This window comes from Pseudomonas flexibilis (assembly GCF_000802425.1).
Classification (GTDB): domain Bacteria; phylum Pseudomonadota; class Gammaproteobacteria; order Pseudomonadales; family Pseudomonadaceae; genus Serpens; species Serpens flexibilis.
In genome coordinates this window covers 16,727-37,835 of the sequence record NZ_JRUD01000018.1, presented here as the reverse complement: position 1 = coordinate 37,835, position 21,109 = coordinate 16,727, and the positions used below count along the sequence as shown (strand labels likewise).

15 protein-coding genes are annotated in these 21,109 nt (G+C 62.5%); all 15 read right to left on the bottom strand.

Features of this window, described 5'->3' with window-relative positions; all coding sequences use genetic code 11:
* Nucleotides 1-964 (bottom strand): type VI secretion system tip protein TssI/VgrG (tssI, locus tag SF06_RS12080; RefSeq protein WP_156143277.1); only part of this gene is annotated, 964 nt, incomplete at its 3' end.
* Nucleotides 945-1,973 (bottom strand): serine/threonine-protein kinase, encoded by a 1,029-nt coding sequence (locus SF06_RS12075; protein WP_065365684.1) that lies wholly within the window; start codon nucleotides 1,971-1,973, stop codon nucleotides 945-947. The genes tssI (SF06_RS12080) and SF06_RS12075, both read right to left, overlap by 20 nt.
* On the bottom strand, nucleotides 1,974-2,711 hold the full coding sequence (locus SF06_RS12070) for a PP2C family protein-serine/threonine phosphatase (protein WP_039561658.1): 738 nt from the start codon (nucleotides 2,709-2,711) through the stop codon (nucleotides 1,974-1,976).
* A 10-nt stretch (nucleotides 2,712-2,721) separates the two neighbouring features.
* Nucleotides 2,722-6,246: a type VI secretion system membrane subunit TssM gene (gene tssM / locus SF06_RS12065; protein WP_039561656.1), complete on the bottom strand. Its 3,525-nt coding sequence runs from the start codon at nucleotides 6,244-6,246 to the stop codon at nucleotides 2,722-2,724.
* 15 nt (nucleotides 6,247-6,261) lie between these two features.
* On the bottom strand, nucleotides 6,262-7,128 hold the full coding sequence (icmH, locus tag SF06_RS12060) for a type IVB secretion system protein IcmH/DotU (protein ID WP_039561655.1): 867 nt from the start codon (nucleotides 7,126-7,128) through the stop codon (nucleotides 6,262-6,264).
* A gap of 4 nt (nucleotides 7,129-7,132) precedes the next feature.
* Complete coding sequence (gene tssK, locus SF06_RS12055) at nucleotides 7,133-8,464, bottom strand: type VI secretion system baseplate subunit TssK (protein WP_039561653.1); 1,332 nt, start codon at nucleotides 8,462-8,464, stop codon at nucleotides 7,133-7,135.
* Nucleotides 8,465-8,466: 2 nt separating this feature from the next.
* On the bottom strand, nucleotides 8,467-8,928 hold the full coding sequence (tssJ, locus tag SF06_RS12050) for a type VI secretion system lipoprotein TssJ (protein ID WP_039561651.1): 462 nt from the start codon (nucleotides 8,926-8,928) through the stop codon (nucleotides 8,467-8,469).
* 11 nt (nucleotides 8,929-8,939) lie between these two features.
* The gene (gene tagH / locus SF06_RS12045) at nucleotides 8,940-10,121 is read right to left on the bottom strand and encodes a type VI secretion system-associated FHA domain protein TagH (protein ID WP_039561649.1); all 1,182 of its coding nucleotides are present in this window, start codon (nucleotides 10,119-10,121) and stop codon (nucleotides 8,940-8,942) included.
* Nucleotides 10,122-10,773: 652 nt separating this feature from the next.
* The gene (locus SF06_RS18765) at nucleotides 10,774-11,877 is read right to left on the bottom strand and encodes a hypothetical protein (protein ID WP_076380938.1); all 1,104 of its coding nucleotides are present in this window, start codon (nucleotides 11,875-11,877) and stop codon (nucleotides 10,774-10,776) included.
* A gap of 12 nt (nucleotides 11,878-11,889) precedes the next feature.
* The gene (locus tag SF06_RS12035; RefSeq protein ID WP_052199808.1) at nucleotides 11,890-12,888 is read right to left on the bottom strand and encodes a hypothetical protein; all 999 of its coding nucleotides are present in this window, start codon (nucleotides 12,886-12,888) and stop codon (nucleotides 11,890-11,892) included.
* A 20-nt stretch (nucleotides 12,889-12,908) separates the two neighbouring features.
* Complete coding sequence (locus tag SF06_RS12030; protein WP_039561647.1) at nucleotides 12,909-13,877, bottom strand: hypothetical protein; 969 nt, start codon at nucleotides 13,875-13,877, stop codon at nucleotides 12,909-12,911.
* 20 nt (nucleotides 13,878-13,897) lie between these two features.
* A complete protein-coding gene (locus SF06_RS12025) occupies nucleotides 13,898-14,869 on the bottom strand; it encodes a hypothetical protein (protein WP_039561645.1) in 972 nt (323 codons plus the stop codon).
* Nucleotides 14,866-18,114, bottom strand: coding sequence for a toxin VasX (locus SF06_RS12020; protein ID WP_039561642.1), 3,249 nt, complete (start codon nucleotides 18,112-18,114; stop codon nucleotides 14,866-14,868). Before SF06_RS12020 ends, SF06_RS12025 begins: the two co-directional genes overlap by 4 nt.
* Nucleotides 18,111-18,971 carry a DUF4123 domain-containing protein gene (locus tag SF06_RS12015; protein WP_039561639.1) on the bottom strand — a complete coding sequence of 287 codons (861 nt, stop codon included), beginning with the start codon at nucleotides 18,969-18,971 and terminating at the stop codon, nucleotides 18,111-18,113. The genes SF06_RS12020 and SF06_RS12015 overlap by 4 nt, the downstream gene beginning before the upstream one ends.
* Nucleotides 18,971-21,109, bottom strand: coding sequence for a type VI secretion system tip protein TssI/VgrG (gene tssI / locus SF06_RS12010; RefSeq protein WP_039561636.1), 2,139 nt, complete (start codon nucleotides 21,107-21,109; stop codon nucleotides 18,971-18,973). Before tssI (SF06_RS12010) ends, SF06_RS12015 begins: the two co-directional genes overlap by 1 nt.

Here is a 21,109-nt window from a genome sequence, read left to right as displayed (position 1 = left end):
TTGTTTTGTTTTTTTTTTGGAAGCTGACAGTGGTATTCGGAATAGGAGTCCGTTTCGTGTGTTCGGTGATGTTGTATAAGAGACAGGCGCGGCGCTGGTCCACACGGCGGGCCTCCAGGCTGTGCTGGGCCAGCTGCTTGCCGGCCTGGCTGGTGCGAAAGCGCGGGTCGAAGGCATAGCTTTCCGGGCTGAGCACGGGGTTGCCGGTTTCACCGTCGGCATCGGTCTGCGGCGGCTGGGTGAAGGACGCTTCCAGCTTCAGGTGCGACTGCTGGAAGTCATAGCTGCGCAGGGCGAGGGCCGAGGGCCGGCTGGCCAGGCGCAGGCCAAAGCGCGTGACGGCCGCGGCGGCGGCGCTGGGCAGATAGGGCAGCGGCTGCGCGAGACTGTCGAACACCTGGGCATCGTTGCCGAAGACCAGCACATGGCCGGTATCGCTGTGCCGGAAGTGATAGTGCAGGCCGTCTTCCTCGCACAGCCGCTGGAAGAACTGCAGATCGGTCTCGGCGTACTGCACGCAGTGCTCGCGCGTCGGGTAGTCCTCGGGCAGGGCCTGGAAATCGGCGGTGTCGGCGGGAATGCCGTGCTCCTCAAGCAACTGGGCGAGGATCTGCGGCACGGAACGCTGCTGGAAGATGCGCGAATGGGTGCGCAGGGCCAGGCGGGCCAGGTGCGGCACCAGGGACAGGGAGTAGCGGGTCAGGCGGTTGCCGGTTTCGCCCTGGGCGAGGGACTCGATCAGGCCATGCACACCGCCCTGGTCCTTGCCGAAGGACAGAAAGGCCGGCTGCAGCAGCAGCGCGTCGAGGTTGATGTCCGCGTCTTCGCTGACCAGTTCGAGGTCGAAGCGGAAGGGCGCACCGATGGCCTCGCGGCCGGAGAAGGCGAGGACCTTGAAGTCGCCGGGGGCGTTGGCAATGGCAAGAGTGAAGGAAACTTCGGGTTCACTTGAGTACTGAGACATGGCGTCCATTCCTTCTGATCAGTCGGGAAACCGTGGTGTGGAGGTGATTACGGCAGCGGTCCAACGTTGAGCTGCGCGGGGCTTTCTGAAAGGCGGCAAGTAACGGCCCGATACTGCGGTCCCGTCGCCCGCTGTCGAGCGAGAGGGCGGGTTGCAAGGCTTTCCAAACGGGCAAAGGCATTGGTGTGGGCGCCTGAGGGGAGAGCTTTCGCTCAAGCGCCTGCTTGGCACTCAGGCGCTGGAACGGATGCTCCCCCTGGTACAGCTCGTAAATGACACAGGCGGCGGCGTAGACATCTGAGTCTGGCGTGGGGTCTGCGCCGTCCAGCAGTTCCGGTGCTGCGTAGCTTGGCGTGAGTGCGGCGAAACGATCGCGCGCGAGCTTGGGGAGGCCTGGCAAGGCTGCTTCGCTGACATGGCTTAAGCCGAAGTCGAACAGCCGAATCCCGTAATCGCCGAGCATCAGGTTGCCGGGCTTGATGTCCCCGTGACAGATCCCCTGCTCATGGGCGCAGGCTAACGCCTCAAGCAGTGCCTGGGCTATTTCTCGCGCTTGGTCCCAGGGTAGCCCTTGGGGGTGCTGCAGCAGTAGCTCATCCAGCGTGCAGCCCTTGAGCAATTCCATGGTGATGAATGCCCGCTCGCTGCCAGGATCGACTTCGAAACTGAAGACACGCACTACCCGTCGGTGGTGAAGACGCGACAGCACGGCGTATTCGCTATGCAACAGCGCTTGGCCGTCGTGGAACTCGCTGAAATCCTCGTTGAGTGTCTTGATGGCAATCTGTGGGGCGGGCTCGCCAAATTGCTCACGCAACAAGTCGCAGGCTTGGTAAACCGCACCCATCCCCCCCACGCCGAGCAGCCTGTCGATGCGATACCTGCCACAAAGCAGATCAGGCAACTCCTTAAGCCGACGTGGTTCTGCAGCCATAGGCGCTGAAGCCGGAGGAGCAAACGCGAAGTAGGTGAGGTCCGCAGCGGCAGGAAGATGGAGGTGCTCACTCATCTACGAATTCTCATCGCTCTGAATGACCACTGCGCTGAGGTTGTCACGGGCCGGCCCCAGCAGCGCGAGTTGAAACAGCTGTTCCAGTGCCTGGTCGGGTGAGCCATGGCTCAATGCAGCCCCCATCGCATCCGTAGAAAGGCTGCGGTAGAGGCCATCACTGCACAGCAGGAAGGCATCTCCCGGCTGCAGGTTCAAGCGAAGAACGTCCAGCGTTAACGTGTCTGTGGCCCCCACTGCTCGGGTCAGGGCATGGGCCGAAGGATGCTGGGCAGCCTGTGCCGGAGTCAGACGGTGCTGATCCATCATCTGCTGAGCCACGGAGTGATCGCGGCTCAATTGATAGAGGCGTTGGTTCCGCCGCAGGTAGCAGCGGCTGTCCCCCGCCCAGATGCAGGCGGCCTGATTCCCTTCAGCCAGCAGCGCTACCACGGTGCTACCGATGATGGGGTTCTCAAAATCGCCGCATAACGTCAGGTCCCTGCCCAAGTGCAGGTTTACGTCATAGAGGCACTGCCTGATCCGTTGGAGGCGCATTTCAAGCCCGCCATCAGTTGGCAGGGCAGCAAGGTTCTCGACAATGAGGCGGCTGGCAAGGGCCCCGTTCTGGTGCCCCCCCATGCCATCCGCGACAGCCCAGAGTCCATGCTCGGGCATGGACAAAAGGGCGTCTTCGTTGTTTTGCCGAACCTTGCCGATATCCGTGCGCGCGGCGCTGCGCCAGGAAACTGTGGTCATCCTGCCAGCCTTACAAGGTTGTCGGCAGCCGGAAACTGCGCAGCAAATTCACGTCGAAGGGATTCGAGGAACGTTGGCCGTGTAGCAAGTAGTGGACGGGCATCCCATCGAATTCCGCCTTGAGCAGCAGCACATCACGCCCGCTGTGATAATCCACTTCCATCGAGTCGAGCAGACGGAACATCGACCAGGGGCCAGAGTTCTTCTCGATGCCTATGCGTCGGCCACCGATCTCCTCCACCATCAGGCTGGAACGACCTTCATCTTCCTTGCTGGGCCAGCGGAACGGCGTCTGAACGATGGGGCCATGGCGATACTCCATCTGCTGGTTACCGAGTCGGAAATCAGCACGGCTCAGATGCGAATCCAAGGCATACGGCTCAAGCTTGAACAGAATCAGTGGCTCGCTGGTGTTCTCGGAGAAAAAGCCGCGGCGAATCGCCAATGTCTTACCCAGTTGGGTGAGGAAGCTCTGGGACAGCGGCAGCCCGTGGCCGTCCACCGGCCGCGCCTGGTACTGGCCTCCGGAGGTGATCACGAACGGCTTGATGTAGCGCTCGAAGAAGCTATCGGCAATGCCCTGTGGCTTGAAGAAGTCTCGGAAGTCGGCAAGCGCGACGTCGCTCTCACTGGCGGCGTGGAACGGATAACGCTGGTGGAGCGAGTGATGATAGGCCTCGAAAAGCTCGCTCTGATAACGCTGATTGATGTAGCTGTGGGCCTCATGCAGCACAAGCATCCAGCTATCTTCGGCCATGACGCTAAGCCATTGACTCACAGGTTGGGGCAGTCGGGCGGCATTGGCAAAGGTCTGCTGGATGGCATCCTGGCTGTTGTTCATCCGAGCCTTGGCGATCTCGAAGGCAGCCAGTTCGGAGGCGCTGGCGCGAGCCAGGCTGGCGAGAATCTGCTGCATCCCTTCCATGGCCTTAAGCGTGGCCGCCAGGTTCGTGGTGGGTGCCTGGTCATCGTCCAACAACTGATGGAGTTGCTCAAAGCGTCGCTCCAGAGCGCGCCGTGTCGTATCCGGCATGCTCCTGACGAGCGCTTCCTGGGCTTGTTGAGCAGCGGCGATTGCCAACTGACCAGCTTGTCCCAGTACCCCTTCCGCCGGCAGGGAGCTTTCATCAGCTGCCGCAGGCCCGGCAAAGCGGGTGTTATCCCGAATCTCCTGAAGCAGAACCAGCAGTGGGGAGTTCGGTGCGCTTAGCGCAGCGAGTTGCTCTGCACCTGGCAGTGCGCTACCGATGGGCTCCAGTGCAATCCGCGCAAGCGCTTCACCCCAGTAGTTGGTGTAGTCCCGGAAGTAGAGCTGCTCCACGGCAATCAGCAGGCGACGAAGTTCGCCCAGGCTGAGCTCTTCACCCTCCGCCTCGCCGAGCACCCAGTTGTCCTTCAGGATCTCTCGCACCATGCTTGCGCCCGGTGCAATGAAGTACTGCTGGTAGCCCCGCTGGGTGTAGAAGCCGGGAATGGAGTACTCAATGCCGGAGAAGTAAATACCCTGAGGGCCCAGCTTCTGACTGAACGAGTAGTCCGGCAAGCCTTTCGCCTGATCACTGAGCATGCGATAAACCACATTCGCCAAGGATTCACTGCGAAGCACTTGGCGGGCCTTCGTTACCAGCGGCTCATTGATTGGGACCGCCGCGAACGGCCCGTCGAGAAGGCGTCGAAAATGGCCATTCAAGGCATTTTGTACTGCGGAATTGCCGGCATAGCGCAGCGACCAGTCCACGGCCAGCCATTCGCTGAGATAGGTAGCGTCCCGTCGGGCAGGCAAATGCAGCATCAAATAGGCGCGCAGACTGCCCAGCAGCCGCTCGCGGTCATTCATGTTGGCGCGAATCTGGGATTCCAGCTGGCGGGCCACGCGGGGCAGCAGATGGGTTTCCAGGTCGTGTCGGTACGTGTTCACCAGGGTGGGTTCGACCAGCGGGCCTTGATACAGCCCACCACGCTCTGACCAGGCAGCCTCGTCCCGTGGAGGAAAAACCCGCGTTGCGGAGTAGCTGGTATCGAGCAAGGCCAGCAATTGCATGGCGTCGTCCCTGGGTTCGACGGCTTTGCGTTCCTTGTGAAGCGCCTGAGCGATGGTTCTAAGTTGCTCCAGGTGGGCGTGGTTCTCGGAAAAGCTCATCGCCCACCCGCCGCCGGCCAACAGCAGGCAGGTAAGGGCGCCGGCATACAGGGCGCGCTGCCCCCAATCGATGCGGCGCACTTCCTTCTGGTCCAGGCTGGCCAATGCCGCTTCAGGGAATATGACTTTGCTCAGCAAATGATGAATGAAGCGTGCCCGCCCGGTGCGAAAGCTGGGAAGGGCCTTGCTGGCAATGCCGAGCTGACGACCGATTTCAACGGTAGTGGGGTCCAGCTTCTCCTCAAGCTGCGGGGCGCTGGTCAGGTAGAAGCCGCGCAACTGGCTGGCGCGCTGATAGCGATTGCCGCTGAACGCCAGTTCGTTAAACAGGCAAAGTTTGTCGCCAATCTGGCTCAACTGCCGAGGAAAGTCGAAGATGCGACCGCGACGCAAAGGATCGCGCTCCTGATGCATGCGCAGGATCACCTGGCTGTTCAGGCGCCGGAGCAGCTCTTCGAACTCCTGACGGATTACCTGAAGGTCTGTGCCGTTCTGATCCTTGCGGAAGCTCGTACCCAGTACCTGGTCGCTTTCTTCGCGTGACATATGATCGAAGAACTCATCGAACCCGATGACCTTATCGGCCTTGCTGAGTACCAGATAGACAGGAGCATCGATCCCCAAGCGCTTGTAGATCTCATGCAGGCGCTGCCGAGTCTGGCGAGCCAGGATTTCCAGGGCCTGCTCCCCGCCATTCAAGAGAAGATCAAGGGGAACATTGACCAGCACGCCGTTGAGCGGCTGTGGCCGGCGCTGACGCAGCAGATTCAGCAAGGTATGCCACGCGCTGCCGTCGATCTCGGCATCCTTCTGCGTCAGGTAGCGGCCAGCGGTATCGACCAGCACGGCATGCTCGGCGAAATACCAGTCGGCGTGGCGCGTGCCCGAGACATCCTTGGTCAGGCGGAGTGATTCCATCTGGTTGAGTGGAAATTCCAAGCCTGAAAAGTCCAGCAGGCTGGTCTTGCCACTGCCTTCCGGGCCAATGATCAGATACCAGGGCAACTCATTGCGCCATTTCTCGCTCCGCCCCTGGTACAGGCTGGAGCTGCGCAGCGTGCGCAGTGCCTCCTTGTAGCGCTTGCGCAGCTCGTCCTGCTCTTCGCTCATCTGATCGGCGCGGCGAAGCCGTTCTTGTATCGCCTCGTCTCCTTCGGCCTCGGCCTTTTTGGCCTGTGCCTTCCAACTGACGAACACCATGGCCAGTCCCCAAACGAGGAACAGGATGCAAAGGGTGAGCAAGCGACTGGCGGTGGATGCCCAGAACCGGTGGTTGTTCACCGCCAGCATGGGGCCTGCGAACCAGATGATCGCAGCCAGCAGAAGGACCAGGCACAGGCTCCATACCCAGGTTTTGCTCAAGAAGACAACGAACTTTCCTAGAACATTTTTCATCACACTATCCCTGGATTACGGCTGCTCGGTGTTCGGACTGTCAGGCAACGTGTAGGGCTGCAGGACGCTTGCGCGATGCTCGCTGAGCACCCAGGCAAACCCGCTGTATGTCACGCCGAGACAGGCCAGCGTGAAAAGTCCCACCAGCCACCACGGCACGATGCGCACCAGGCGTTGACGAGTGTCTTTCAGGCCTTGCCAGTGGGGAGAGATGTCTCGGGGGATATCGCCACGGAGCTGGCGAATCTGCCGGTACAGGCCGTCGCGAATCGCCTCCAGCTCCATCATGCCGCGTGGCTGAACCCGGTATTTGCCTTCGAAGCCAAGCGCCAGGCACAGGTACATGAGTTCCAGCATCAGCAAGTGCTTGACCGGGTTGCGCGATAAGCGCTCAAGCAACTGAAAGAACTTCTCCCCGCCGAAGGTCTCGTTGTGGAAGCTGGAGAGCAGGCTCATCTGCGACCACTCGCTCTCGTTGCCCCATGGCGTCGTGACAACGGCTTCATCGATTGCGGTGCATAGCACGTAGCGCGTGGCCATGACCTGGCTGTTCTCGACACCTTCCTGCAGGGCGCGGTGCTCGAACAGCTTCACTTCGGCGCTGAGGCGCTCCTTGAGCGCGGCAAGATCCTCGCTTTCGGTGTTGTGCTTGAGGCGCACCAGCTCCGAAAGCACTGGCGAAGCTGATGCGACCAGCGGGTTCACGCTGATATTGAAGGTGTCCGCAGGACGCATGCGAGCGGCATAACTCATGCGTTCTTCCACCTGCTCGAACTGAGGTGGCACGGCAAAGTCGGTCAGCGGGCTATGGGCCCGAATATCGTCTTGGCGATTGATGACAACCGTCTTATCGCCCATGGCGTAATCCATTTCACGGGTCATTGGGTCAGTTCCTGATTGCCCAGAATTTCATTTCCAGTCCGCTGAAATCGCCGGACACATGGAATGCGAAGCCGCCAGAGCGCTTCATCTGTTCCCGGTCCTCCGACGTGAGCTCCAGGGCGAAATAGGTTTTTCCGGTATGGAAGGGGATCTGCCGCGGGGCCACCGGCAGGGGTTTGATACGAATGCCGGGCAGATGGAGGTTCACCAACTGCCGAATCTGTTCCACCGGGCCCACCTTGAGGTGTGCGGGCAAGCGCTGGCGAAGCGTTTCCGAGTCGCATTCGGCGCTTGCGGCCAGCACGAACGAGGACGTGTCGAGCAGCTGCTGATCGTGCAGCGGAGACACCTGCACTCCGTACTGGCGCTGCTGCAGCAGAAGCTCGATGGCGTGCTGCTCCAGCACCATCGACAGAACCTGGCGAATGGCGTCCATCAGGGCACGAAAGCTCAGCACCTGGTCGCTGTGTTGATAGCGGCCCTCCAGCCTCGGGCGCTTGTTCTCCGTGGCGAAGGTGGCCAACTCGCCCAGCAGACCGAGCAGCTCCCGGTAAATCTGTTCGGGGTGCACATGGTCGACACCGAGATAGTGCCGCAGCACCGGCTCATACCGGTTGATCAACTGCAGCATCATGAAGTCGCCCACTTCTGCGCCGCCGACCTTACCGCTTGCGCGAATACGCTCGGCCAGCGTGTCGCCGCGATGCGCGAGCATGCTGATCACTTCCTTGAGGCAGGAGAGCAGGTAAGTGGAAGACTGGAAATGCAGGTAGCTCGGGTTGAATTCCGGGTCGAGGCTGATCACCCCCTCTGGGGTCGTATCGAGAATTTCGCACAGCTTGAGTTTGACGTAGGCCTGATCGCTCTGTTGTTCCCCCAGCAGGAGTCGGAAATCCGGCAGGGCGCAGCTCACTTGGCTGGTGCTGTTGTCGCCTGCATTGGAGTCGGTCACTTCCGTGTCTATTGCCACATGGCGTGCCAGGACATCTTTCTGTTCAAGGCTGCGCGTTTCGATGTGGTTACCCGTGACGAGGGGCAGCGCCAGGTAGACCGGGGTGTTGCCGGTATTGGGCGGAATATCCAGCGCCAGGGGTTCACGCTCCGCGCCAATCTCGAACAGCGTGCCGTCGGGCATTACGCCGCTGGCCTGGCTAAGGATCAGCTTGCCCATGTTGAGGAACTGGCGGTCGATCTCCAGGGAAACGAACCCCCATGCGTAACCGGTCAGTAGGCGGGTGCGCATGCTCAACTGGTGACTGTAATAGCGGTCGCTCTGCTGGAAGTGCTGCGGGCGCAGCAGCATCCCTTCCTTCCAGACCACGTTATGCAAGGCCATGCTCATTTGTCCTGGTGCTCCGAGAGGTCGCGGATACCGCGCGCTTCCAGATGCAGGCGGACTCGGTGCCGGGCCTGTTGCTGAAGCGGAATCACGTGCCTCCACTGGCTTTCCGGAAGATCACGGTAGGCAGCCAGCACCCCGACGTAGCGGCTGCCAGGGTTCACAAAGAGCTTCAAAGTCCGGCGTTCGCCGGGACGCAGCTCCAGCTCTTCCTGCGTGACGAAGTCCGGTTTCAGTGACTCCTTGGGGCTGCGATAGAGCGAAAAGAAATCAGCCTGCTCAAAGGTGGCGGGATGCTTCAGTTCTACCAGGCGCAGAACAATCGGCGAGGGGCGGCCATTGATGTCAGGGTTGAGCTGATCGCTGCTGGAAAGCGACAAATCCAGTTTCGTCAGGGATGAAGTGCAACCGCCAAGCAGCAGGGCTGTGGCAATCAGGCACCAGGTAAACGGGCGAAGCATGGGCAGCCTCCTCAAGATTCGGTGGACAGGGCGGCAATCAGCCGCACCTGCTCTTCGTACGCTTTGGCGAAATCACGTGCGAAGAGGCGCTCGCTCCATTCATCATCGCGCTGCATCGCTTGATGCCAGCGCCGGTAGGCTCGCCATCGCCCGCCGGAGGTGTTCAGCAAGGGCTTGTGTTCACGCTCGAAACGGACGGCCAGCTTCTCGGGCGAAAGGTGATCGAACATGCTTCTGACCGCCGTGCGGCTGGCGGCAAGCAGGGCTACCTGGTGGGCCTGCAGGTCACGAAAGGCGCGATTCACAGCCTGTTCGGCCAGCATGTGTCCTGGCTTGTTGTCCCGCAGCAGAGCGGCCATGGCCTCCTGGCTGCTGGCACTGTGTTTGATCGGGTTGTTTCCCGCGCTTTGGACGGTTGTCAGCGGGAGCCGCAAGTCATTCTTCAGCTCGTTGCGGGTATGCAGGTTCTGCTGCAGGTGTCCGATGCTCTGTCTCAGGAGCTTGGCGGCTTTCAGCGCCAATGCCGCGCGCTGCTCGCCTTCGACAGCGCTGACATCGATGCCGAGCGCCTCGCCAAATTGTTTCCAGAAACCGTCGGGCAGATGTTCGGGTGGCGCGGGCGCAACAGTCTCCTGGTGCCGTGGCGTCACCAGCTTGGGGAGCGGAAGGCTCTCCATGTCGATCCGCGCATAGTCAGGGTGCTGAGTTGCCGGCTGCTGAGGTCGGCTCAGTTGCAAAAGGTCGTCCTGATCTACAAAGGCCGGCGCAGGGGGCTCCATCGCACGGAGCGGGTCGAGATCGAGAAAGGCATCATCTGGAATGATGCTGCTCGCCGGCATCGGGCGGCCGACATCGCCCTCGAAATGCAATGGGTCCTTCACCAGGCGCGCGCGGATTTCGTAGTCACCCAGGCAGAACACATCGCCATGCTTGATACGCTGCGCCTTGCCTTTTTCCAGCGCGCCGCCGTCCTTCACCCGAATACCGTTGCTGCTGATGTCGGTGAGGAAAAATGAGCCGTCCTGATAGCTGATTCGTGCATGTTCGCCAGAAATGATGCGTTTGCTATCTGGAATGATCCAGTCGCAGTGCTCGGCCCGGCCGATGACCCCCCCGGTCTCGGTGAACGACTTGTTGCTGATCAGGCCGGGCTCGTACTGATGGATGCCCACTACATCAAAAACCAATTCCATACTGCTTCGTTCCTTAAATCATTGGCCACGCTTGACCGGGTACGGCTCACCCAGCGGGCGATAATCGCTGTCGTTATAGGTGTAATTGCCGGAGCAACTGGCCAAGGCCAAGGTAAAGGCCAGTAAGGCAACTGAGAGGTAACGGGTTTGCATCAAGCGTCTCTTCCTGAAACTAGAGGTCATCAAGGCCTGGCGAGGCACCAGGTCGATGATTAGAGGGGCGGGCTGTATTTTTCATTGCTACTACGTCCGCTGCGGTATGCAGTAACGCAGAGAGGACCAAAATAAGAGGGATCATTCCTTAAGTTGCGCAATATATTGCGCAGTCCGTTTTTGAGGCATAAGCGCGATCGCGGATTGTATGGATTGCAGTCGTGCGTGATCAAGTCTGCGACGAGTTGTCGATATTACGGTTAATTGACGCTGGTCAGGATTTTGTTCTACATGCGGATATTAGGGTTTTGCGTATGTATAAACGTGATTCATGCAGGATCATTCGTGTGCCGCGGTCGACTAGGGGCGCCACGTTGGACCTGCTGTTCAAACGCAGGCCCATGAACGAATGGGCAAGAGGGCAAGATGTTCCTGCCTCCAGAGCAGGCCTTGCTGGGTGTCACCGGCTTGGGTGGTCAAGTGTGGTCCTTCTCGCCGATTACGCCTGCACTGGGGGCTGCGGATCTTTGGTTTCATCGGCAAGTTCCGCTTCCCGTTCGGCGATGGCCCGCTCCAGCTCTGGTGAGCGTTTGGCCCACTGTTCCGGGGGCAGGGGCTGCGACCATTCGCGCATGGCGGCGGGCAGGTCTTGACGCTGTTGGCGCTTTGCCCGGGCCACCTCCCAGTCGGTGAGGCGGAACGGCAAGGTCCAGAGGGTCATCAGGTGGTAGAGGTACCAGCCGGCGACGTAGAAGACGCCAACGTCGCCTTCCCGGTTGCGGCGGCGCATGCGGGCGCGGGCGTTGCGGAAGGTGTGCAGGCCCTCGTGGGGCGGGTCATCGGGGCCTTGCAGGTCGAATGGGTCCTGAATCTCCTTGAGGCTGTGCACCTGGTACTCCATATAGGCGCGAATGGCTTCCCAGCTGGCGATGGCCGTTGGAACGCTGGAGCAGGGACGCTCCAGGAAATAGTCTTCGCCGTTCTCGGCATGGTGAAAGCCGACCCCCATACCGTACTGGCGCTGGATGCCGCGCTGGGTGGAGCGCTGGGCCTCGATCACCCAGGCGGAGAGGGATTCCCAGGGCACGAAGATCGGTTCGGTGTGGCCTTCGGGAACGAAGCAGACCTCGCGGCGCTGGCGGTTGAAGCGGGTGGGGAAGATGTCTTGTCGATTGCGGTCCTTGATAAGCCAATTGCCCAAGCCGAGGGCGAGTGTAGCTACGGCCAGGATTGATCCGATCCCCAGCCCCAAGCGGAATAACTCGAGCAGGGCCTGATAGCCCATCTTGCTCCCGCCCACCACTAGCATTACAAGGGGAGCGCCGATGATCGGCAACAAGGCAACAGACATTATCCAAACGATTAAGGGCAGCCCCAGTCTGAATTGCCAAGAAAATACGTTGGGCAGTCCGGTGCCGAAATCCAGATAGGTGTCGTTGACCTCGCCCACGGCATGGGCGTAATCCTGAGCTGGCAAGCCGGTGGGCAGTGGCAGGGGGGCCAAATAACTGACCCGTCCCCCGGGGAAGGCTGATACATCGCCCGCCTTGGGACGGCGGCTGAGTTCAAGGGTGGGTGCTTGCGGTGGGTTATTTTTTGCCATTGTCGGTTTCCATCAGGCCGGCTTCATCACAGTGACGCGCCGCACTTCGGTAAAGATATCGATGATCGAGCGCTGCGGATTGCGCTGGCGCAAGACTTCGACCTCTTCGCTTTGGCGTTGCAGTTCCGCGCTGGGCTTGGCCCACTGTTCCGGGGACAGGGGCTTGGACCATTCCACGGCCTCGGGGGCGGTGAGGTCGGGGAGGTGGGCAAGTTTCTTGCGGTACAGGTAGTGGAGCAGGAGGTCGTTGAAAACGATCATCCCCAGTCCTTCCCAGAGGAAGGCGGAGAGCGGGCCCCGCTTAGCCACGGCTATTCGGTAGTCGTGCACATAACTTTGCCAGACGGTCATGCCGGCATTGGGAACCACGGTTGGCTCCGGTACGGCCTGCGGGCCGATCTCCATAAAGCTGCGGATGCATTCCCACTGCGCCATGGCCGAGTTGCCGCTGCCGGGGCTGGTCATCATCACCCAGCCCTCCTTGTCGGGGTGGTAGGGCTCGTGCTCCTGGCCTTCGAGGGGAAACCAGAGGATCAGGGCGCCGCTGGTGCCGGCGCCATAGGGACCCAGCTGGGTGGCGCTGGGGGCGATGGCATGCACCCGCTCCCAAGGCACGAACCAGAAACTCCCATCAGAGCGAGTGATGCAGACCTCGCGTCGTTGGCGGTTGAAGCGCAGGGGCGGCCTGAGCGGCTGGCGCCAGGCACGGCTGTATAGCCACCACATAAATGCCATGAAAGCTGTGATAGGAATGACCGCGATCAGCCCCATGGGCATTCCAACGTAAAAACCAGCCAAGACTCCTGGGATGGCCGCCACAACAGTGCCGAAATGCAACACCAGCCATCCCGCCCCCATGGCGAAGCTGCCAACGTCCAGATAGACGTCGTTCTTGCGCCAGATCAGATTGAGCAGATCCTTGGCGGGTTGGCCGGTGGGGATGGGCAGGGGGGCGAGGTGTTCCTGTTTCCAGAGCGGGCCTTGGCGGGTTTCGCCGGCTTGGGTGGTCATGGTCAGTCCTTATCGCTCCGTTACGCCTGCACTGCGGGCTGCGGATCCTTGCTTTCACCCGCCAGCTCCGCTTCCCGTTCGGCGATGGCCCGCTCCAGCTCCGGTGAGCGTTTGGCCCACTGTTCCGGGGGCAGGGGCTTGGACCATTCCATGGCCTCGGGGGCGGTGAGGTCGGGGAGGTGGGCGAGTTTCTTGCGGAGCAGGTAGTGGATCAGCAGTGAGTTGACAATGATTAGCCCCACGACCCCTTCCCAGAGGAAGACGGAGATCGGGTCCCGTTCAGCCACGGCTTTGCGGTAGTCGTGCACATAGCTTTGCCAAACGGTCATGCCGGCGTTGTGCACGACGGTCGGCTCCGGCACGGCCTGCGGTCCGATTTCCATGAAGCTGCGGATGCACTCCCACTGCGCCATGGCCGAGTTGCCGCTGCCCGGGCTGGTCATCATGACCCAGCCCTCCTTGTCGGGGTGATAGGGTTCGTGCTCCTGGCCTTCGAGGGGGAACCAGAGGATCAGCGCGCCGCTGGTGCCGGCGCCATAGGGACCCAGCTGGGTGGCGCTGGGGGCGATGGCATGCACCCGCTCCCAAGGCACGAACCAGAAGCTGCCATCGGGACGGGTGACGCAGACCTCGCGTCGTTGGCGGTTGAAGCGCAGGGGCGGCCTGAGCGGCAGACGCCAGGCGCGGCTGTATAGCCACCACATAAAGGCCATGAAAGCAGTGCCAGGGATGACCATGATCAGGCCCATGGGCATTCCCATGTAGAAACCAGCCAAGACTCCTGGGATTCCCGCCACAACGGTCCCGAAATGCAGCACCAGCCATCCTGCGGCCATGGCGAAGCTGCCAACGTCCAGATAGACGTCGTTCTTGCGCCAGATCAGATTGAGCAGATCCTTGGCGGGTTGGCCGGTGGGGATGGGCAGGGGGGCGAGGTGTTCCTGTTTCCAGAGCGGGCCTTGGCGGGTTTCGCCGGCTTGGGTGGTCATGGTCAGTCCTTATCGCTCCGTTACGCCTGCACTGCGGGCTGCGGATCCTTGCTTTCACCCGCCAGCTCCGCTTCCCGTTCGGCGATGGCTCGCTCCAGCTCTGGTGAGCGTTTGGCCCACTGTTCCGGGGGCAGGGGCTTGGACCATTCCATGGCCTCGGGGGCGGTGAGGTCGGGGAGGTGGGCGAGTTTCTTGCGGTACAGGTAGTGGAGCAGGAGATCGTTGAAAACGATCATCCCTAGTCCCTCCCAAAGAAAGGCGGAGAGTGGGCCTCGCTTAGCCACGGCTTTGCGGTAGTCGTGCACATAGCTTTGCCAAACGGTCATGCCGGCATTGGGTACGACGGTCGGCTCCGGCACGGCCTGCGGGCCGATTTCCATGAAGCTGCGGATGCACTCCCACTGCGCCATGGCCGAGTTGCCGCTGCCCGGGCTGGTCATCATGACCCAGCCCTCCTTGTCGGGGTGATAGGGTTCGTGCTCCTGGCCTTCGAGGGGGAACCAGAGAATTAGCGCGCCGCTGGTGCCGGCGCCATAGGGGCCGAGCTGGGTGGCGCTGGGGGCGATGGCATGCACCCGCTCCCAGGGCACGAACCAGAAACTGCCATCGGGACGGGTGACGCAGACCTCGCGGCGCTGGCGGTTGAAGCGCAGGGGCGGTCTGAGCGGCTGGCGCCAGGCGCGGCTGTATAGCCACCACATAAAGGCCATGAAAGCAATGGCAGGGATGACCATGATCAGGCTCCATAGCCCTAGAAGTTGATATTGAGAAAGAACCGAGAGTGAAATGATCCCCCCTAAGAAGTTTCCCACACTCAGAACTATCCAGCCCGCAGCCATGGCGAAGCTGCCAACGTCCAGATAGACGTCGTTTTTGCGCCAGATCAGATTGAGCAGATCCTTGACAGGCTGGCCGGTGGGGATGGGCAGGGGTGCAAGGTGTTCCTGTTTCCAGAGCGGGCCCTGGCGGGTTTCGCCGGCTTGGGTGGTCATGGGCGCTCCTTGGGCGTCAGCAGGGTGGGTTTGACTTCGTGGTCTGGCAGGTCATCGCTGGGCAGCTTGCCGTCGGCGCTGAGATGCTCGGTGACCCGGTCCGCGCGAATCAGATAGCGCATGCCGTTGGCTCCGCCGATTATCAATTCGTTGGTTTCCTCTTCCAATACGCCGACGCCCATGGCCAAAGGACTGTGATAGCGCACTCGAAGCTCCCAGTTGCCCACGGCTATGGGTGGCTTGCCGCTCAGGCGCAGGCCCATGCCCTGTTGGGCCGGCAGCCATTCGCTGCGCAGCGATGCCAGAAACGCTGGGGTGTAGTCACGGGGGGTGTGGCCGTCGATATTGGCCAGGCACAGGTACAGCAGGGTTCGCTCGGGATCGGCGCCGGGCAGGGTCAGATGGAGCTCCTTGGCCTGGTAGCCGGCGATGAAGATACCCTCGGAACTGCCATGTTCGACGCGGTTGAGGCCCTCGGCCTGCAGCTGGGGTTTGAACAGCAAGGTGAGCAGCGCCTGCAGTTCCTTGCCCCGTTGCTCGGGCGAGTCGGCCCAGCGACGTGCCCGGCCCCAGCAGCACTGTTCGAGGAACAGCTGCATCTCGCTGTCCTTGAGCCACTTGTCCCAGGCGAAGTACAGCCCTTCGACCAGCAGCACCAGCCAGCCAACCGGCACCATGCGCAGGCTGAACCAGCGCACCGCCTGGGCGGTGGTCCACTGGCTGGTGATGACCATCCAGGTGGCGTAGCTGCCCAGCCCGGCCTGCATGCCCATCAGGCCGCTCATGGCGCCTTCCCGGCCCAGGCGCGCCCAATGGTCGGCGGTCCAGTAGGCGTCTTCCCTCTGCATTTCGAGGCCGAGTTTGATCAGACCAGCAATGCTGGCAAAACCCGCAAAAAAACCAGTGGTGAAGCCCATGAGGGTGATGGTGGGGGCTTTAAACCAGCCACGCTGAAATTCTATTTTCCCGCGCGCATCCCAAGCCATGGCCGTCGCCGCCGAAAGTGCCGCGAAAGTGAATAGGTAGGCCGAGGCATGCTCGGCGAAGCGCACACCATCATGCTCTCGGCCCTGATCGCGCAAGGTGAGCTGGTACAGGTTGGCGCCGTTGAGCAGCAGCGCAACCACCGGTAGCACACCACCGTAGCGGTTGATGCCATTGATGACGTTTGGCCTTAGGCCGCGCTGTACCCGCTTGCCGGTTTCCAGCGCCCAAGCATTCAGTTTGCGTGCATTCTCGCCAGCCAGACGCAGGCCGTCGCGGGCCTTTTCGAAGACGAAGTCCTGGGTGGTGGCGCGTATGCGCAGAAACAGCGCCTGGATCGGCTTGGGAAACTGCTCGATGGACATCGCGGGCAGGGTGCTCAGACCCTTGAGGTGTTCCTCCAGGAGGCTGACCAAGGCGGCCGACAGTCGAGCAATCGTCAGGTTCAGGGGATGCTCGGTGGCTGCTGCGCCGCTCAGGCTGTTCAGCCAGTCCAGCTTGCCGGCGGCAACCAGACCGGCAAGCAATTCGCGGGCGGCGTCGCCGGTTGGAGCGGTGAGTGCGTCCTGAATGTTGTTGGCGCGGCCGGCGCCGTCCAGGAAATTCACCAAGGTGGGCGAGAAGCCGGTGGTCAGCAGGCTGAACGGCAGGTCCGGGTGTGGGCTGCGCAGCAGGTTGGTCGCAATGGCTACCCCAGGCCCTGTACTACACAGCATGCCGAGGCTGTCCAGTGCCAGCTTCGACAGCAGTTCGCAGTGGCCGACGTTGTCGTAGTCGGTATACCAGAGCGCTTGGCGGTGCAGGGGCAGGGCCTGCCTCTGGTCCGCATGGATCTGCTCGCGGCGTTCGGCCAGCCACTGATGATGGGTGTCGGCGACCTCGGCGATCCAGGCGTTCATCTCCTCCAGGCGTACGCGCTCGGGCACCTGATGACCGCTTTTGCTGTCGGTCATGTTACGGGCCTTGTCGGCGCGGTAGGCCATCACCAGATCGTGCAGTTGCCCTTCGATATCGGAGATGTCGGAGGGTAGGAGCTCACGCAGCGGCGCCAGGATGGCCTGCTCCTGACGCCGGATATCGGCGATCAGATTGTCGGCGGCGGCATGACCGGCCTGGTGGCGGTAGTGCTGGTTGATGGCGGTTTCCCGGGCCAGTAGCGGCTGCAGATCCCGTTGGGCCTGCAGCATCGCCTCGCCCTGGTCGGCGGTGAGGAGCAAGTCGCGGTCCATGTAACGGTAGGAGAGCTGGCTGGCGACTTCGGCGCCGTCTTCCTGAATCAGGCTGTTGATAAAGCCGGCGAGCAGGGCCTTGTGACCGTTTTCTGCCTCCCAGTCCTCGTGGCGCTGGTTGACGGTGGCCTGTGCCTGGTTGAGGTCGCGCAGCACGCCCAAGTGGTCGTCCACCACGGCGAAGATCCCGTACAGGCCGTTGGCCTGGCGGGTTGCCTGGTCCAGCCAGGCCTCGGCGGCGGGCACGTCCCAGGCGTCGGCGCTCCAGACGCCGGGCGGGCTCTGGGCGGCTTCGGGGTGCCGGCCCGCCGCGTCCTCACGCTCCCGCGCCCGGTGCATTGCATCCACGTAGGCCTTGATGTTTTCAGGAGTGGGGTTACTGGCGGCCTGCTTGCCAATGATGTCGGCCACGGCACGATATTGGTCGCCCTTGTTGTGGTGGTCGCTCGCCAGGACTTGGTCGCGAATGCCGGGCATCAGCTCGGCGATGAGCTGTGGCGCATCGGCCAGCGCTGGGCAATGGGTGGCCTGTAGCTGTTGCGCCACCTGGGGCAGGGCGATCCGACGCATGCGCTGCTGGCGGGTGCCGGGTTCAGTCAGTTGCTGCCAGAATTCGGTGGTCAGCGGCATATCGGCGTACATCAGCCAGGCATCCTGATGTTTGTTCAGGGCCAGGCCGGCCAGTGTGCCCTCCTCGACGGGCTCGTGGCCGGCATCCAGATCCTGTTCGGTCAGGCAGCCGTTTTGCCCGACGCCGAAGCGGCGCAGCGGACCCTCGCCGTGCCAGAGATACAGGTAGCCCTGGCGCAGTCGACGCACTGCCATGGGCTGGCTCTTGAGGGTGTAGCCGGGCTTTACGCAAGCATGTTCGGGGTTCATTTCCGCCAGGGCATAGCGCGCGGGCACAACGAACAGCTCGGCTTCCCGAGCGGGGCAGGCGCTCATGGGGCTGGAGAGATCGTCCCGCTCGAAATTGGCCTGTGCGGCCTGGTCGGCACGGCCCAGAGCCATGGCGTTATCGGGTGCGGTCATGCAAGGGCCTCCTTGGCACACTGGAGTTGCTGGTATTGCGCATACAGCAGGGCATCTTCCAGCCGCTGCGCCGGCAGTCGGCCGGGTTGCGTCAGTAGGGTTCGGTATTGGCCATGAAGCGCGGCATCGGGAAAGTCATCGCCGAGCAGCACGACCAGGCCGCTCCAGCGCGCGACTTCAGCCGCGCTGCTGTAACCGTACTGGGCGGCACCTTCCCGGCACGTGTGCACCAGACGCCGCTGGGCGTCTGCGTCCAGCGCGGCCAGCCGCTCGGGGAAATGCTCCTGCAGGTGCCCAAGCAAGCGCCTGTCGAATTCGGCTTGCTTGGCCCCATTGAGTCGTTCCAGCTGGGCTTCGCTGAGTTGTAGCCAAGGCTGCGCGGCGTAAGGAGCGGCTGGCCGACCTGGACCCTGGCGCTCGAAAACCACGGGTTCACCTTCCGCGTCGCACATAACAAAGCGCTCTACGGGACCCATGCAGTAATCACGCTCTTCGGCGCTGAGCGTTTCCAGCCAAAGCGGCAGGATGCGTGGATCGTGATAGCGGAACAGGACGGTAGAGCCGCCTGGCACGCGGGCATGAACCAGGCTGCGCAGATGTGTTTGCAGCTCGGCGGGATCGGCATCGCTGAACACTTGCAGGCCGGCCGTGCTCTGCCAATGCGTCTGGAAATGCCTGAGTAGCGGTGAGTCGGGTGTTGTTTTGATCAGCGCGGGGCCGCAGTCGGCCAGGTCCGCATAGGCGGTTTTCCGATACAGCGTTACGCAGTCGGCGCCCTCCTGCAGGCGGAAAACCTGTCGCTGCAGGTTGTCGATCTGGGCGCCGTCGAGCAGCAGGTAATGATTGCTTACGGACATCAGGCCGCTCCTTCCTGTTGGCACACTTCGCAAATCGGTTGCGCATTTCGCGCGGCGGCCTGGAGCGCCTGGCGTTGCGCCTGTGCCTGTACAGGCGGCTCTTCAGCGGCGGAAGCGGGCTTCTCGGTTGGCTGAGCGGCTTTTTGTGATTCGGGCAGGGTCGGCGCGGTAGGTTTCTGGATGGCCACGCCCGACCCGGCTCCCGCACTGCCCCCCGAGTTCAGCTTCACCTCCGCCCCGACCAGCGTCACACCGCCGGCGTCCAGCTTCACGAAGCTGCCGCCGACCTTGAGGGTCAGTTCGCTGCCGGCTTCCATGACGATCTTCTGGCCGCCGGAGAGATGAATCTCGCTGGCGGCTTCGATGAACTGCCCCGCCCCCAGCTTCAGGTGCTGGCTGCCACCCACGGTCAGGTGGTCATCGGCCTTGAGTTCCACCAGGCGGTTGCCGTGAGTGATGCGGTGCTCCTCGGCCTTGAGCTCGCTGTGGCTGTTGCCCTCGACGGTGCTGTGGCGCTGGTGGCCGATGTGCAGGCGTTGGTCGTGGTTGACGTGCTGTTCCCAGTCACGCTGGGCGTGCAGGTAGATCTGCTCGGCGTCCTTGCGGTCGTCGATGCGCAGCTCGTTGCCGCCCTGGCCGTTCGGCGTGCTGCGGGTTTTGAACACGCTGCGGGTCTTGTGCTCGGGCAGCGGGTAGGGCGGTTGCTGTTCCAGGTTGTACAGGCAGCCGGTGATCAGCGGCTGCTCGGGGTCGCCATTCAGGAAGCTGACCAGCACCTCCATGCCCACGCGGGGGATGAGCAGGGCGCCGTACTGGCTGCCGGCCCAGCCGGAGGCCACGCGCAGCCAGGCGCGGCTGGTCTGCTCGGGGGCCTCGCGCTCCCAGTGGAACTGCACCTGGACGCGGCCATATTCGTCGCAGTGGATCTCCTCCGGCGGCGAGCCCTCGTTCTCTTTCGGGCCGATGACGATGGCGCTCTGGCTGCCGAGCAGGCGCGGGCGCGGATGCAGGGCGGGCAGGCGAAGGGCCTGGTCGCCGGGGATGGCGCTGAAGCGGTTGCGGTAGCCCTGGCTGAAGGGGCCGGCGTCCTCCCAGCCCGCTTCGGCCGGCAGGTTGGCGGCAAAGGCTTCGGCATGTTCCTCCAGTACCTGGGGCTGGCGGCCCTGGTGGCGCACCTCGGTGAGCAGCCACAGGCGGTTGCAGTCCTCGCGCGGGTGCTGGCTCAGGTCGAACAGATGTCCGGCACGCAGGCCGATATGGTTGGCCAGGCCCTCGGCGCGGCGCTGGTCCACGCGGCGGGCCTCCAGGGTGCGCTGGGCCAGCTGCTTGCCGGCCTGGCTGGTGCGAAAGCGCGGCTCGAAGGCATAGCTTTCCGGGCTGAGCACGGCGTTGCTGGTTTCACCCTCGGCATCGGTCTGCGGCGGCTGGGTGAAGGACGCTTCCAGTTTCAGGTGCGACTGCTGGAAGTCATAGCTGCGCAGGGCGAGGGCCGAGGGCCGGCTGGCCAGGCGCAGGCCAAAGCGCGTGACGGCCGCGGCGGCAGCGCTGGGCAGATAGGGCAGCGGCTGCGCGAGACTGCCGAACACCTGGGCATCGTTGCCGAAGACCAGCACATGGCCGGTATCGCTGTGCCGGAAGTGATAGTGCAGGCCGTCTTCCTCGCACAACCGCTGGAAGAACTGCAAATCGGTCTCGGCGTACTGCACGCAGTGCTCGCGCGCCGGGTAGTCCTCGGGCAGGGCCTGGAAGTCGGCGCTGTCGGCGGGAATGCCGTGCTCCTCGAGCAACTGGGCGAGGATCTGCGGCACGGAACGCTGCTGGAAGATGCGCGAATGGGTGCGCAGGGTCAGGCGGGCCAGGTGCGGCACCAGGGACAGGGAGTAGCGAGTCAGGCGGTTGCCAGTTTCACCCTGGGCGAGGGACTCGATCAGGCCATGCACACCGCCCTGGTCTTTGCCGAAGGCGAGAAAAGCCGGCTGCAGCAGCAGCGCGTCGAGGTTGATGTCCGCGTCTTCGGTGACCAGTTCGAGGTCGAAGCGAAAGGGCGCACCGATGGCCTCGCGGCCGGAGAAGGCGAGGACCTTGAAGTCGCCGGGGGTGCCGGGGATCGTCAGGGTGAATTGAAGGTGATTATTCAT

What these genes read in the sequence shown, in the direction of transcription:
- SF06_RS12075 (WP_065365684.1), bottom strand. Translation starts at nt 1,973, where the DNA reads ATGAGTGAGCACCTCCATCTTCCTGCCGCTGCGGACCTCACCTACTTC.
- SF06_RS12070 (WP_039561658.1), bottom strand. Translation starts at nt 2,711, where the DNA reads ATGACCACAGTTTCCTGGCGCAGCGCCGCGCGCACGGATATCGGCAAG.
- tssM (WP_039561656.1), bottom strand. Translation starts at nt 6,246, where the DNA reads ATGAAAAATGTTCTAGGAAAGTTCGTTGTCTTCTTGAGCAAAACCTGG.
- icmH (WP_039561655.1), bottom strand. Translation starts at nt 7,128, where the DNA reads ATGACCCGTGAAATGGATTACGCCATGGGCGATAAGACGGTTGTCATC.
- tssK (WP_039561653.1), bottom strand. Translation starts at nt 8,464, where the DNA reads ATGGCCTTGCATAACGTGGTCTGGAAGGAAGGGATGCTGCTGCGCCCG.
- tssJ (WP_039561651.1), bottom strand. Translation starts at nt 8,928, where the DNA reads ATGCTTCGCCCGTTTACCTGGTGCCTGATTGCCACAGCCCTGCTGCTT.
- tagH (WP_039561649.1), bottom strand. Translation starts at nt 10,121, where the DNA reads ATGGAATTGGTTTTTGATGTAGTGGGCATCCATCAGTACGAGCCCGGC.
- SF06_RS18765 (WP_076380938.1), bottom strand. Translation starts at nt 11,877, where the DNA reads ATGGCAAAAAATAACCCACCGCAAGCACCCACCCTTGAACTCAGCCGC.
- SF06_RS12035 (WP_052199808.1), bottom strand. Translation starts at nt 12,888, where the DNA reads ATGACCACCCAAGCCGGCGAAACCCGCCAAGGCCCGCTCTGGAAACAG.
- SF06_RS12030 (WP_039561647.1), bottom strand. Translation starts at nt 13,877, where the DNA reads ATGACCACCCAAGCCGGCGAAACCCGCCAAGGCCCGCTCTGGAAACAG.
- SF06_RS12025 (WP_039561645.1), bottom strand. Translation starts at nt 14,869, where the DNA reads ATGACCACCCAAGCCGGCGAAACCCGCCAGGGCCCGCTCTGGAAACAG.
- SF06_RS12020 (WP_039561642.1), bottom strand. Translation starts at nt 18,114, where the DNA reads ATGACCGCACCCGATAACGCCATGGCTCTGGGCCGTGCCGACCAGGCC.
- SF06_RS12015 (WP_039561639.1), bottom strand. Translation starts at nt 18,971, where the DNA reads ATGTCCGTAAGCAATCATTACCTGCTGCTCGACGGCGCCCAGATCGAC.
- tssI (WP_039561636.1), bottom strand. Translation starts at nt 21,109, where the DNA reads ATGAATAATCACCTTCAATTCACCCTGACGATCCCCGGCACCCCCGGC.